Raw genomic sequence first — 13,080 nt, forward strand, 5'->3', positions numbered from 1 at the left:
AATGGCAATGTTGGAAGTAAAGGACCTCCAGGTCTATTATGGTGTGATCCAGGCTCTGAAGGGAATTTCTTTTCATGTAAATCAGGGAGAGGTTATTGCGCTGATCGGTGCCAATGGCGCCGGAAAGACAACCACACTTCAGACACTTACCGGAATTCTTTCTCCGAAGTCCGGAAGCATTGTGTTTGAGGGAAAAGACCTCACAAGAACACCGGCGCATAAGATCGTAGAGATGGGTATGGCGCATGTTCCGGAGGGAAGACGTGTATTTGCGGATATGTCCGTTTATGAGAATCTGCTCCTTGGAGCCTATACAAGAAAGGACAAGGCAGAGATCGCAGAAAGTCTTGCAAGTGTATACAAGAGATTTCCGCGTCTGGAAGAACGTAAAGGACAGCGTGCCGGAACACTTTCCGGTGGTGAGCAGCAGATGCTTGCCATGGGACGTGCACTGATGAGCAGACCAAGGATCATTTTGATGGATGAGCCGTCCATGGGTCTGTCGCCGATTTTTGTAAATGAGATTTTTGACATTATCCGCGAGGTAAGTGAGAGCGGAACTACAGTGCTTCTGGTTGAGCAGAATGCGAAGAAGGCACTTTCCATTGCAGACCGTGCCTATGTTCTGGAAACAGGAAGCATCACTATGGACGGAAAGGCTGAGGATCTTCTGAACGATGAGGCTGTTCAGAAGGCATATCTTGGAGAGTAGGGGGAAAGACATGGATAATTTCGTAATTACCATTGCAAGACAGTATGGAAGCGGTGGACGTACCATCGGAGAGGAGCTTGCAAAGAAATTAGGGATTTCTTACTATGACAAGGATATCATCCGCATGGCATCTGAGGAGAGCGGCATTCATGAGCAGCTTTTTGGAAGGGCAGATGAAAATGTCAGCACAAAGCAGAGATTTTTTGCAAAGTCCGGAATCTACAAGGGTGAGCTGATCCCACCGCAGAGCAAGGATTTCACATCCGATGAGAACCTGTTTAATTATCAGGCGAAGGTGATCCGGCAGCTGGCAGAAACAGAGTCCTGTGTGATCATCGGACGTTGTGCAAATATGATCCTGAAAGATTATTCCAATGTTCTTCGTGTGTTTGTTTACGGAGACTGGGATTTCCGTATCCGTGAGGCAAGTAAGAAGCTCAGCGGAACTACAAAGGATATTGAGAAATTTATGCAGAAGGATGACAAACGCAAAGAAGATTTCTGCAAACGTTTCATGGGTGTTGACTGGGCAGACATGACGAAATACAATCTGTGCCTGGATAACGGTACCCTTGGTTATGAGAAATGCGTGGAGGAGATCGAGAGTGCACTTGAGATCCTGAAAAAATAAGACATATATCAGAGAATATTCCCCGGGAAAGAAAAGCCAAAAGTCTTTTCCCGGGGATTTTTTCATATATTGTGGAAAAGTATATTTGATCCGGCGGGAAATATGGATAAGCGAAAAAAATATTTCTGTGTAGTGGCAATGGTATTGATCCTGCTCAGCGGATATGGAAAAATCTCAGACAGTGCATTTCGGATGCGGGTGACCAGAATGATCGCCGGTGAGGGGATGCTCCGGCTGGTGGCGGCACAGTACGGACAAAAAGCAGCAGAACCGGTGGCTGAGACAGCCTCTGACAGAAGCGAAAAAGAGGATCGTCCACGTGTGGCTCTTACCTTTGATGATGGACCGCATGCAACATATACACCTCTGCTTCTGGATGGCCTGCGGAAGCGTGGAATCCATGCCACATTTTTTCTTATGGGAAAAAATATCCGGGGAAATGAGGAGATCGTAACGCAGATGCAGAGAGACGGTCATCTCATCGGTAATCACACGTATGATCACGTGCAGCTTGATAAGCTTCCCGGTGATCAGGCCTGTCAGCAGATCATAAAGACGAATAATGAGATCTACGAGATCACCGGAGAATATCCCATGTATCTTCGCCCGCCCTACGGTGCCTGGCCGAAGGATCTGGAGCTCTGTGTGACCATGCTGCCGGTATTCTGGGATGTGGATACCCTGGACTGGAAATCAAAAAATGTCCGTTCTGTGGAAAATATCGTAAAAAGACAAGTGAAGGATGGCTCCATTATCCTAATGCATGACAGCTTTTCTACCTCCGTGGAAGCGGCCCTGGAGATCGCGGATATGCTTACGGAAGAAGGATATGACCTGGTAACTGCAGATCAGCTGCTGGTGATGTAACTGTGATTTGCCGAAAAGGCAGAAACGATTGCTTTTTTATGTGCAAACAGGTAAAATTATAAAAATAAGGAATCTGTCCGTATGCCGGAAACAAATGAAACGATCGTTGCCGGATACAGATCTATGAAAAGAATACGGATCGTGAATATCCGCTTTTTACAGAAAATACAGGAGTGAAAACCATGGATTTATTTGAATACGCAAAATCAAAAACGCTGGACCAGGAGTCGCCTCTGGCATCCAGACTGCGTCCGCGAACGCTGGATGAGGTGGTGGGACAGCAGCACATCGTAGGAAAAGATAAATTGCTGTATCGTGCCATAAAGGCGGATAAGCTGACATCTGTTATTTTTTACGGCCCTCCGGGAACCGGAAAGACCACCCTGGCAAAAGTCATCGCCAATACCACAAGCGCCAGCTTTACCCAGATCAATGCAACCGTAGCAGGGAAGAAAGATATGGAAGCAGTTGTAAAGCAGGCACAGGACGATCTCGGCATGTATGGGAAAAAGACCATTCTGTTCATTGATGAGATCCACCGTTTCAACAAGGGACAGCAGGATTATCTTCTTCCCTTTGTGGAGGACGGAACCATCATTCTTATCGGGGCCACAACAGAGAATCCATATTTTGAGGTAAACGGAGCGCTTCTTTCAAGATCGATCATCTTTGAATTGAAGTCCCTGGAGATACCGGAGATAAAGGAACTGATCTTGCGTGCGGTTAACGATCCGGAACGTGGAATGGGAAGCTATGGGGCGGTGATCGAGGAGGATGCTCTGGAGTTTCTGGCAGATATGGCAGGAGGAGACGCCAGAAGCGCCTTAAACGCCATAGAACTGGGAATCCTCACCACACCCCGTGATACAGACGGTAAGATCCATCTGACCCTTGAGGTGGCTTCTGAGTGTATCCAGAAGCGGGTGGTGCGCTACGATAAGAACGGGGACAATCATTATGATATCATTTCTGCCTTTATCAAGAGCATGCGAGGCTCCGACCCGGATGCGGCAGTCTATTATCTGGCAAAAATGCTCTATGCAGGAGAAGATGTGAAATTTATCGCAAGAAGGATCATGATCCTTGCTTCCGAAGATATCGGAAACGCAGATCCCCAGGCCCTCTGCGTGGCAACGGCAGCAGCACAGGCAGTGGAACGTGTGGGAATGCCGGAGTCCCAGATCATTCTTTCCCAGGCAGTTACCTATATGGCCTGTGCACCCAAGAGCAATTCTGCAGTAAATGCCATACAGGAAGCCATGCGCTGCGTGAAGGCGAAGAAGACAACCGTTCCGGTGCATCTGCAGGATGCCCATTATGGTGGCCACGAAAGTCTGGGTCATGGTATCGGATATAAATATGCCCATGATTATCCGAACCACTATGTAAAACAGCAGTATCTGCCATCAGAAATCGAAGGAGAACATTTTTACGAGCTCAGTGATATGGGATATGAAAAGAAACTGAAAGAGCATATGAAGAAGATCCACGAAGAAGCGAAATAAATGAATATAAGTAAAACGGAGGAGCCTCTCAGAGAAGCTCCTCCATTATTTTGTCATAAACATTCTGGTATTTATAAGGCCAGCTTTCACATACAGACTGTGCAGCAGCAAGATTTGGCACATTGATGCTGAGATCAACGATGCTGACGCCGCTTTCGATGATCCGCAGACGTACCGAGTAGCTACCCTCTTTGGTGGGATAGTAATCTGCAGGAGTCAGGAGATGTTCTTCGATCTTGCAGTGGAGGGAATTGAGATATTCTTCCACTTCTTTCTTGATGTCAGAGGAAAGTTCTTTGGAAAAATATTTCAGAGTGTTTTTTCCCTCGGAGGTCAGTCGATAGTAACTGCGGTTGGACTGTGAAGACATTTCCACCAGATCTGCCTCCACAAGTTCGGAAACTGCCTGCTGGAGCTGAAAATAATTGGTGTATTTCCGGTCCAGGATAAAATCGGTAATCTGGGAATTTGTGAGATCCCCATCGGAATTCTGCAGCATATATAAAATAATAAGCTTATAGGTTGTAAAAGGTGATGCCATAAGAATCCTCCTTTTTACTGGCTGCGGGAAAGGGCTTCGAGAGCTTTTCCCTGAAAACTTGCTCTTTCTTTCATCCGGTGATGAAGAAGGTTTAAAACTTCTCGTTTGCGGCTGGCCCATAAAGGTGCGATCAGCAGATCCTTCGGTCCATCGCCGGTGACCCGGTGGATCACGATATCCGGTCTGAGATGTTCCAGACAGTCAATGACAAGGTTCAGATACTCGTCCCGTTCATAAGTGCGGAAAAGACCGGCTTCATGATTAGCGGCAAGATCTGTACCACGCAGTACATGAAGAAGCTGCAGCTTGATCCCCTGGATATCCATGGCGTTCAGATAAGCCATTGTTTCCAGGATATCCTTCCGGCTTTCGCCGGGAAGCCCCAGGATGGTGTGGACGATCACTTCGATGCCGCCTGCGCGGAGATTTTTCACTGCGGTATCAAAACAGGACAGTGGATAGCCGCGCCGTATATATCTGGCGGTATCTTCATGGATAGTCTGGAGCCCCAGCTCCACCCACACCGGTTTGATCTGGTTCAGGGAATCAAGAAGCTCCAGTACATCATCTCCCAGACAGTCCGGTCTGGTACCAATGGACAGTGCCACGATATCCGGATGGGAAATGGCTTCTGTGAAGATCTTACGCAGGTGTTCCACAGGAGCATATGTGTTTGTATATGCCTGAAAATAGGCGATATATTTATGGATCGGGCGTTTGGAAGAGAGACTTTTGATCTGTGTGTTGATCTGCTCTGTAATGGAAAGAGCGGCGTTTGCTGCAAAATCTCCGCTTCCGCCCTGGCTGCAGAAGATGCAGCCTCTTTTACCCAGGATGCCGTCACGGTTGGGACAGGACATGCCGCCGTTTAATGCAACCCGGTAGACCTTTTCGCCGTACCGTTCCCGGAGCATATAGTCCAGAGAGTGATAAGGCTTGTCGTTCCAGCGCTTCATTATGCCTCTTTCGGTTCGTTTTTCTCTTCGCCGTTTTCTTCGTTTTCATCTTTCGGTATATAGTTATCGAAGATCTTTACAAAGATCTTTGATTTCCAGTAGGCCAGCGTGGAAAATCCCATCAGAATAAAAAGCATGATCAGGATGGATGTAAACTGTGCGTAGCTCACATAAGCAAAAAGCCACATCAGTAGGAGTGGAGACGCAGAGATCACAAGCATCAAAAGTGTCAGCGGAAGATGGCGGACGGACATCAGGAATGCATTTACAAAGGTATTCTTGACGGAATTAAAAAATTTGGAAAGGATCGGATAAATGTACAGAAGGATCATCGCATAGATCAGTGCAAATGCAATGAACAGACTGAAAAGTCCTTTGTACATAGCTCCGCTTCCGGCTCTGGCGATCCGAAGATCGATAAACAGAACAGCAGCGGTGAGGAGCATGATGATATTGATGATGGTCGCCTGTTTGAAGTTCTGTTTGAAAGAACGGAAAAAGCTGCGGGCAATATAAGATTCTTCGTCTCTTGCCATCTTCAGTGTGACATAGTAGAGAGCTGTTATGGAGGCGCCTGCGGTGACAACCGGAATACAGCAGAGGATGCACAGAAAATTCAGAAGAAGCAGGTCTGCTACGCGTCCCATGAACACGAAGAATTTGTTGTCCATGTTGAAAAAACGATTCATTTGATAAGTCTCCTTTTCTTTTGGATATTATTTTAAGTATACCCAATCACAGCAGAAAAAGCAAATCCCAAATGTTTTCCGGGGCAGTGGAAATGGGAAAATCATGTGTCCGCCATAGAAAGACAAAATAGCGAAATAGTTTATTAAATTTCCCTAAAAGGCTTGCTTATCACGATTTAGAGTGTTAAAATATCAGTATTGTATTAGACGAAAATTATGTATTTTAAAGGAGCGTAACAATGAGCAAAAAAATCAGGACGGAGGCTGTGGATCATCTTTTTGAAGCGATCCTGTGCCTGAAGGACAAGGAAGAGTGTTATACATTTTTTGAGGATGTGTGCACCATCAATGAGCTGCTTTCTTTATCTCAGCGCTTCGAGGTAGCCAAGATGCTTACTGATAAGCGTACATACCTTGATATTTCCGAGAAAACAGGAGCTTCCACAGCTACGATCAGCCGTGTGAACCGTTCCCTGAACTATGGAAATGATGGTTATGAGATGGTATTTGCACGTATGAAGAAGGATAACGGGGAGCAGGGCGGCGAAGCAGAATAAGGCTTACGTCCATACCGTGATGATAACGGATAATGCTGTAACGAAAAAGAGACAGGCGATCGTGCGTCTGTCTCTTTTTTTCGGTGCGCCCGGCGACGCACGTTTATGACCGGATGTGAGCTCCGGATATTATTTGTCTTTTTTTGAGGAATCCGTATCTTTTGAGGAATTCATGTGGTCGATCATGTTTTCGATGATCATTTTTTTCATGTATACGTCGAAGCTAAGAAGACAGATAAAGGAAAACTGGTGAAGGAATTCCTTATCCTCCGGGTCGGCGTCCTCAAAAATTTCTCCGGCACTTTTGAAACGGCGCATAAGATCCTTTTCCAGGTAACGGATCTGTGACTGCTCCATACTGAAAACCTCCTGGTAGATGTAAGTCATGTCCTTTTCTGTAACGGACTTGAAGTATTTCTCGGTGATCGGTCCCAGAAGGGTCTGGATATCACTGATGGAGAGGATATTCTTAAAATAGTAGATAAAGATCAGCATCAGCAGATGCTCCCGGGAATAGCGCTTCTTTTCCGGCGGGGGAAGGAGCTTGTTCTTTGCGTAATTGTTGATCATGGTCTTGGTCAGGATTTTGTCATCATCATGACGCTTGGTGGAAGCGAGATTATCTTCCATAAAGGTTGTGACCTGATCCATGTAAAGAGCAATATTGGGAATTTCATCGGGTTTTATATAATCAAGCTCAGCAATTTTTGCAAAAATGCTGTTCATCATTTCTTTTTCGTTTTCTGTCATCGCATTATCACCTCTGCTCCTTATTATATAGTTTTAAATACTACTTGTAAAGAAACTTTTTTTCAGAGAGGTGGGTTTACCGGAAAGTAAAGTCATGATAGTATATAAAGATACTGTTCATATGGAAAAAGAAATGGAGATCAAAATGAGTATACATGATGCTTTGGACACATTGAATCCTATGCAGCGGGAAGCTGCCGTACATACAGAGGGACCACTTCTGATCCTCGCAGGAGCCGGTTCCGGAAAAACAAGAGTGCTGACCCACAGGATCGCCTATTTAATGGAAGAAAAGGGTGTAAACCCATGGAATATCCTGGCCATCACCTTTACCAACAAGGCCGCCAGTGAGATGCGGGAACGTGTGAATAAAATTGCGGGAATGGGTGCGGAGAGCGTATGGGTCTCCACCTTCCATTCCGCCTGCGTGAGGATCCTGCGCAGACATATTGAGGTGCTGGGCTTTGGCAGTAATTTTACCATTTATGATGCCGACGACCAGAAAACAGTCATGAAGGAAATCTTCCGGAAATTTGATATCAATACCAAGATCTACAAGGAACGCGCTGTTCTTGCTGAGATTTCCCATGCCAAGGATGAACTGATCACGCCGGAAGAGATGGAGCTGAATGCAGGCGGCGACCCGGACGCACGGAAGATTGCCGGTATGTATAAGGAATATCAGTCTATCCTCCGGGGAAACAATGCATTGGATTTTGATGACCTGATCGTGAAGACGGTGGAGCTTTTTCAGCATAATCCGGATATCCTGGACTATTATCAGGAACGTTTTAAATATATTATGGTGGATGAGTATCAGGATACCAATACTGCCCAGTTTAAATTCGTAAGTCTTCTTGCTGAGAAATACAAGAATCTCTGTGTGGTTGGTGATGATGATCAGTCCATCTATCGTTTCCGCGGTGCAAATATCGGGAACATCTTAGGCTTTGAGAAGGTTTTTCCAGAGGCTAAGGTGGTGCGCCTGGAACAGAATTACCGTTCTACCCAGAACATCCTCAACGCAGCCAATGAGGTGATCGTCAACAACACAGAGCGTAAGGAAAAACGCCTCTGGACAGAGAACGAAGAGGGCGATAAAGTACATTTCCGTCAGTTCAACAACGGATTTGAGGAAGCGGAGTATGTTGCAGGAGAGATCATCCAGGGGCGCCGCAACGGGAAATTCCAGTACAAGGACTGTGCAGTACTTTATCGGACCAATGCCCAGTCCCGTCTCTTTGAGGAGAAATTTCTCCTGGCAAATGTTCCTTATAAGATTGTCGGCGGCGTGAATTTTTATGCCCGCAAAGAGATCAAGGATCTGTTAAGCTATCTGAAGACCATTGACAATGCCAGTGATGATCTGGCTGTACGCAGGATCTTAAATGTGCCAAAAAGAGGGATCGGACTCACCAGCATCGGCCGCGTCCAGGACTATGCGGATATGATGAACCTGAGCTTTTACGATGCGCTCCGCGTGGTGGAGGAAGTACCGTCCATTGGCAGGGCAGCAGGAAAGATCAATGATTTTGTATCCTTTATCCAGGGACTGAAAAGTAAGGCAGAGGCCTATACAGTCCGTGAAACCCTGGAGGAGGTCATTGAGCTTACCGGTTATGTGAAGGAACTGGAGGCAGAGAAAACGGAGGAGGCCCAGGCGAGGATCGAAAATATCGATGAGCTGATCTCCAAGACAGAATCCTTCCAGGAAGCCATGGAGGAGGCCGGACAGCCGGCAACACTTTCTGCATTTCTGGAGGAGATCGCACTGGTGGCAGATATCGATTCTGTTGATCCGGATCAGGATTATGTGCTGCTGATGACCCTTCACAGTGCCAAGGGACTGGAATTCCCCAATGTATTTATCGTGGGAATGGAGGACGGTGTTTTTCCGGGGTATGCTTCCATCTGGTCCGGTGATCCGTCGGATATCGAGGAGGAGCGAAGGCTCTGTTATGTGGGGATCACCCGTGCCATGAAGGAACTGACTTTAACCTGTGCAAAACAGCGGATGATCCGTGGGGAGACTCAGTATAACCGTGTGTCACGTTTTGTAAGGGAGGTTCCACGGGAGCTGGTAGATCTTGGACATACCATTCAGGAGAAAAAGCCCAGAGTAGATGATATCGTATCTCCGAAAAACGCCTATGCCCAGATGAAAATGAATTTCCAGGCAAAGAGCACCCTGCAGAAAAAAGATTTCACAGTGAAGAAGGCGGACAGCCTGGACTATGGTGAGGGAGACACGGTCCGTCATGTGAAATTCGGAGTCGGTATCGTAAAAAATATCGCAGACGGCGGCAGAGACTACGAAGTGACGGTAGACTTTGACAAAGTCGGCGTGAAAAAAATGTTCGCCGGTTTTGCCAAGCTGAAAAAGATCTGAGAGGGATTTCTCCGGGCAGACTATTTCTGCAAAAAACTGTAAAAATCCGGCCTCAAGGTTGTAATTGGAAAATCAGTATGTTAGAATCAGTATCAGCGTAATTGAATTGCTGTGAAGTGAACAGTATCACCGGCACATATGCTGCCGGATACTGTGAGAGGGAATCGGGTAAAAAGCCTGAGCGGTTGCGGCCACTGTATACAGAAGAAGGGATTTCACATGCCATTGCAGAAACTCATGTGAGAAGGCGAAATCCCGATGTCAGAGAGATTCTGGAGAAAATTCTGATACATCATTCATGATCGGCTAAAAGATGAATGGTGTATCAGTTTTTATTTTGCGGAGTTTTTTCTGAGTCTGTAAGTCAGGAAACCTGCTTGACAGTATGTAAGTGGGAGCTTCCGTACAAAGTGTTCCGTGCAGATTTTATGAAGTCCCATCTTTTCGATTACCCATAGGAAACAGGAGATAAAACAGGCGAAAAGAGAGGAAATGAAATGAAAAACAAGTATGTATCCACAAGAATCATGGCAATGGTAATGGCAGCGGCAATGACCGTATCAGCAGCTCCGGCTGTTTATGCCGCAGAGAGAGCAGACTCCGAGACCATCAAGGAAGACAACCAGCCGGCAGCAGAAGACAGTACAGAGTCTGCAGACACCGAAGATTCTTCCGCAGAGGCAACCAAGACAGAATATCCTCTGACCATCACAACCTATGATTACGATGGAAACGAAATCGAAACCACTTATGAAAAAGCACCGGAAAAAGTCCTTGCTGTATATCAGGGAAGCATTGAGACTATGCTCGCACTTGGTCTGGAAGACCACCTGGTAGCTACCGCAGGTCTTGATAATGAAGTTCCGGAAGATCTCAAAGAAGCATTCTCAAAAACAAATTATCTTGACGAATTTACCCCATCCCTTGAAACTGTAACAATGCTGGAGCCGGACATGATCTTATCCTGGAGCTCTCTTTTCTCTGATAAGAATCTGGGAAATGTAACAGACTGGATCGACAAAGGCTGCAACACCTACTACAACACCAATACTCGTCCGGACGGCGACAGAACACTGGAAAATGAATTCACAGATATCTTAAATATCGGAAAGATCTTCGATGTACAGGACAAAGCACAGGCTATCGTTGATGATGCAAAAGCAGTGATCGACAAAACTCTTACTGCAACTGCAGATGTAAAAGACAAACCAAGCGTAATGGTATTGGAGCCTCTTGGAGATGACATCACAAACTATGGCGTAAAGAGCCTTGGCGGAGATATGGTAACACAGTTAGGCGCAACTCTTGCAAACCCGGATGCTTCCACCGTTGGAAAAGAGGATATCATCGCAGCCAACCCTGACGTGATCTTTGTGGTTTACATGCCATATGCAGGAGATGATCCGGAAACTGTTAAGAACAGCCAGCTTGCAGTGATCCAGGATGATGAGTCCCTGAAGAGCCTTGACGCAGTAAAGAACGGACGTGTTTACCCGATCATGCTCAGTGAGATGTATGCAAGTGCAACACGTACCCAGGACGGAATCGAAACTTTTGCAAAGGGATTATATCCGGACGTAAATCTTGACTGATCGGAGAAAATGCAGTGAAAGAAACAACTTCACAGAGAAAAAAAGATAAGGTGCTCAGAACATCCATGTATGTGGCAGTTCTCATCGGACTTGCAGGATTCCTTATTTTTTCCATACTTGCAGCCATCACTTTTGGAAATGCGGATCTGTCACTGAAGGATGTATACAGCGTTATCGCTTATAAATTGTTTCATATAAAAAGTCTGTCCGCCTATGCGGAAGGCGCAGTTCATGATGTTGTGTGGCTGATCCGGCTGCCTAGAGTCCTTCTGGCTCTGGCAGTTGGAATGGCTCTTTCCGTGTGCGGCGTGGTGATGCAGGCTATCGTGCAGAACCCGCTGGCAGACCCGTATGTGCTGGGTATCTCATCTGGTGCATCTCTGGGTGCCACACTGGCCATCATGCTTGGAATCGGAAGCTTTCTTGGTGGAAACTCTGTGGGAATCACAGCTTTCATTGGCGCGATGATCACTTCTTTTGCGGTGATCGCCATTGCAAACATGGGTGGAAAGGCAACTTCCGCAAAACTGATCCTTGCGGGAATGGCGGTCAGCGCAGTCTGTTCTGCTTTTTCCAATTTTGTCATTTATATTACCAATGACAAAAATGCGGCAACAGAAGTTATGAAGTGGAGCATGGGAAGTCTTGCCGGAGCAAGCTGGACCAGAGTGGGTGTAATGCTTCCGGTCACGCTGGTGTGCGTGGCTGTTTTCTGGACGCAGTACCGGAACCTGAATCTGATGCTTCTGGGAGATGACGTATCCATTACCCTTGGAACAGATCTGCACAGACTGCGGACTTTTTATCTGATCGTTGCTTCTGTTATGATCGGATTTGCCGTGTACTGTGCCGGTGTGATCGGATTTGTGGGACTGGTGATCCCTCATGTGGTCCGGATCCTTTTTGGAACAGATCACAGAAAACTGCTCCCCTTAAGTGCGCTTCTTGGTGCATCGTTTCTGATCTGGTGCGATGTGGCATGTCGTGTGATCCTTAAAAATTCCGAGATGCCCATCGGTGTGCTGGTATCCATTATCGGTGCTCCCTGCTTTATTTATCTGCTTGTGCGGAAATCCTATGGATTCGGAGGTGCCCGGTAATGAAGATCACCACAGAAAATATTCAGGTTGGCTTTCACGCCAGACAGATCCTGAAGGGAATCTCCATGGAATCCAAGGATAAGGAACTGGTAGGAATCATCGGACCAAACGGAAGCGGAAAATCCACTTTGCTGAAATGCATTTACCGTATTCTGAAACCAGACGCAGGAGCCGTGTATCTGGACGGCGAGGAGCTTCATTCCATGAGTGTTCGAAGCTCTGCGAAAAAAATGGCCGTGGTGGCACAGCACAATTATTATAATTTTGATTTTACGGTCCGCGAGGTGGTTCTTATGGGGCGTGCGCCTCATAAAAAGACTCTGGAACGGGACAATGCAAAAGATTACCAGATCGTGGATGAAGCGCTGAAAACCGTACAGATGGAGGCGTTTGCAGACCGTACCTTTTCCACTCTTTCCGGAGGAGAGCAGCAGAGGGTGATCCTGGCAAGAGCACTTGCCCAGCAGACCTCTGCACTGATTCTGGATGAGCCTACCAATCATCTGGACATTACCCACCAGATCATGCTGATGGAGCTGGTGAAAAAACTTAATGTAACCGTGATCTCCGCTATTCACGATCTGAATATTGCAGCAGCATACTGTGATAAGATCTATGTACTGAAGGACGGAGTTCTGGAAGGTTACGGAACGCCGGAAGAAGTCCTGACCCCGGAGCTGATCCGCAGGATCTATAAAGTAGAAGCGGAGATCGTTTACGACAGCCGCGGAAAGATGCATATTTTGTTTTTATGATTCTGGCTGTGAGGCGGGATGCATAGAGGGAAAAAG

Annotated in this window: 13 protein-coding genes and 1 riboswitch; of the genes, 9 read left to right on the forward strand and 4 right to left on the reverse strand. The window is 46.6% G+C overall.

Annotated elements, in window-relative coordinates; translation table 11 throughout:
* The first annotated feature begins 1 nt into the window (after position 1).
* From BLP57_RS09310 to BLP57_RS09325, 4 genes are all read left to right on the forward strand, one after another.
* Positions 2–712 (forward strand): ABC transporter ATP-binding protein, encoded by a 711-nt coding sequence (locus BLP57_RS09310; protein ID WP_092071187.1) that lies wholly within the window; start codon positions 2–4, stop codon positions 710–712.
* Positions 713–722: 10 nt separating this feature from the next.
* Positions 723–1,343, forward strand: a complete 621-nt coding sequence (locus BLP57_RS09315) for a cytidylate kinase-like family protein (RefSeq protein ID WP_059086748.1) — start codon at positions 723–725, stop codon at positions 1,341–1,343.
* 102 nt (positions 1,344–1,445) lie between these two features.
* Positions 1,446–2,210 (forward strand): polysaccharide deacetylase family protein, encoded by a 765-nt coding sequence (locus BLP57_RS09320; RefSeq protein ID WP_092071246.1) that lies wholly within the window; start codon positions 1,446–1,448, stop codon positions 2,208–2,210.
* Between the two features lie 182 nt (positions 2,211–2,392).
* Positions 2,393–3,715: a replication-associated recombination protein A gene (locus BLP57_RS09325; protein ID WP_059086749.1), complete on the forward strand. Its 1,323-nt coding sequence runs from the start codon at positions 2,393–2,395 to the stop codon at positions 3,713–3,715.
* 28 nt (positions 3,716–3,743) lie between these two features.
* Here BLP57_RS09325 and BLP57_RS09330 read toward each other — a convergent pair whose 3' ends face one another.
* The 3 genes from BLP57_RS09330 to BLP57_RS09340 are packed head-to-tail and all read right to left on the reverse strand — an operon-like array spanning position 3,744 to position 5,901.
* Entirely contained in the window at positions 3,744–4,256 is a 513-nt protein-coding gene (locus BLP57_RS09330) for a DUF4364 family protein (protein ID WP_059086750.1), read from the reverse strand.
* Between the two features lie 14 nt (positions 4,257–4,270).
* Complete coding sequence (locus tag BLP57_RS09335) at positions 4,271–5,212, reverse strand: TIGR01212 family radical SAM protein (RefSeq protein ID WP_092071190.1); 942 nt, start codon at positions 5,210–5,212, stop codon at positions 4,271–4,273.
* Entirely contained in the window at positions 5,212–5,901 is a 690-nt protein-coding gene (locus tag BLP57_RS09340; protein ID WP_021651657.1) for a YesL family protein, read from the reverse strand. The genes BLP57_RS09335 and BLP57_RS09340 overlap by 1 nt, the downstream gene beginning before the upstream one ends.
* Positions 5,902–6,140: 239 nt before the next feature.
* Between BLP57_RS09340 and BLP57_RS09345 the strand changes: the two genes are divergently transcribed.
* Entirely contained in the window at positions 6,141–6,458 is a 318-nt protein-coding gene (locus BLP57_RS09345) for a YerC/YecD family TrpR-related protein (RefSeq protein ID WP_015526079.1), read from the forward strand.
* Between the two features lie 129 nt (positions 6,459–6,587).
* On the opposite strand, the gene BLP57_RS09350 is transcribed toward BLP57_RS09345, so the two are convergent.
* Entirely contained in the window at positions 6,588–7,208 is a 621-nt protein-coding gene (locus BLP57_RS09350) for a DUF1836 domain-containing protein (protein ID WP_021651658.1), read from the reverse strand.
* A gap of 145 nt (positions 7,209–7,353) precedes the next feature.
* Between BLP57_RS09350 and pcrA the strand changes: the two genes are divergently transcribed.
* From pcrA to BLP57_RS09370, 4 genes are all read left to right on the forward strand, one after another.
* Complete coding sequence (gene pcrA / locus BLP57_RS09355) at positions 7,354–9,597, forward strand: DNA helicase PcrA (protein WP_092071249.1); 2,244 nt, start codon at positions 7,354–7,356, stop codon at positions 9,595–9,597.
* Positions 9,598–9,698: 101 nt separating this feature from the next.
* A riboswitch (cobalamin riboswitch) is annotated at positions 9,699–9,988 on the forward strand.
* Positions 9,989–10,094: 106 nt separating this feature from the next.
* A complete protein-coding gene (locus BLP57_RS09360; RefSeq protein WP_021651660.1) occupies positions 10,095–11,189 on the forward strand; it encodes an ABC transporter substrate-binding protein in 1,095 nt (364 codons plus the stop codon).
* Between the two features lie 14 nt (positions 11,190–11,203).
* The gene (locus BLP57_RS09365; RefSeq protein WP_242872591.1) at positions 11,204–12,289 is read left to right on the forward strand and encodes a FecCD family ABC transporter permease; all 1,086 of its coding nucleotides are present in this window, start codon (positions 11,204–11,206) and stop codon (positions 12,287–12,289) included.
* Positions 12,289–13,044: an ABC transporter ATP-binding protein gene (locus BLP57_RS09370; protein ID WP_092071194.1), complete on the forward strand. Its 756-nt coding sequence runs from the start codon at positions 12,289–12,291 to the stop codon at positions 13,042–13,044. Before BLP57_RS09365 ends, BLP57_RS09370 begins: the two co-directional genes overlap by 1 nt.
* The last annotated feature ends 36 nt before the right edge of the window (positions 13,045–13,080 follow it).

The organism is Blautia sp. SF-50 (genome assembly GCF_900101315.1).
Classification (GTDB): domain Bacteria; phylum Bacillota; class Clostridia; order Lachnospirales; family Lachnospiraceae; genus Blautia_A; species Blautia_A fusiformis.

Excerpts from the sequence above, each read along its gene's own strand:
- BLP57_RS09310 (WP_092071187.1), top strand. The coding sequence starts at position 2 with ATGGCAATGTTGGAAGTAAAGGACCTCCAGGTCTATTATGGTGTGATC.
- BLP57_RS09315 (WP_059086748.1), top strand. The coding sequence starts at position 723 with ATGGATAATTTCGTAATTACCATTGCAAGACAGTATGGAAGCGGTGGA.
- BLP57_RS09320 (WP_092071246.1), top strand. The coding sequence starts at position 1,446 with ATGGATAAGCGAAAAAAATATTTCTGTGTAGTGGCAATGGTATTGATC.
- BLP57_RS09325 (WP_059086749.1), top strand. The coding sequence starts at position 2,393 with ATGGATTTATTTGAATACGCAAAATCAAAAACGCTGGACCAGGAGTCG.
- BLP57_RS09330 (WP_059086750.1), bottom strand. The coding sequence starts at position 4,256 with ATGGCATCACCTTTTACAACCTATAAGCTTATTATTTTATATATGCTG.
- BLP57_RS09335 (WP_092071190.1), bottom strand. The coding sequence starts at position 5,212 with ATGAAGCGCTGGAACGACAAGCCTTATCACTCTCTGGACTATATGCTC.
- BLP57_RS09340 (WP_021651657.1), bottom strand. The coding sequence starts at position 5,901 with ATGAATCGTTTTTTCAACATGGACAACAAATTCTTCGTGTTCATGGGA.
- BLP57_RS09345 (WP_015526079.1), top strand. The coding sequence starts at position 6,141 with ATGAGCAAAAAAATCAGGACGGAGGCTGTGGATCATCTTTTTGAAGCG.
- BLP57_RS09350 (WP_021651658.1), bottom strand. The coding sequence starts at position 7,208 with ATGACAGAAAACGAAAAAGAAATGATGAACAGCATTTTTGCAAAAATT.
- pcrA (WP_092071249.1), top strand. The coding sequence starts at position 7,354 with ATGAGTATACATGATGCTTTGGACACATTGAATCCTATGCAGCGGGAA.
- BLP57_RS09360 (WP_021651660.1), top strand. The coding sequence starts at position 10,095 with ATGAAAAACAAGTATGTATCCACAAGAATCATGGCAATGGTAATGGCA.
- BLP57_RS09370 (WP_092071194.1), top strand. The coding sequence starts at position 12,289 with ATGAAGATCACCACAGAAAATATTCAGGTTGGCTTTCACGCCAGACAG.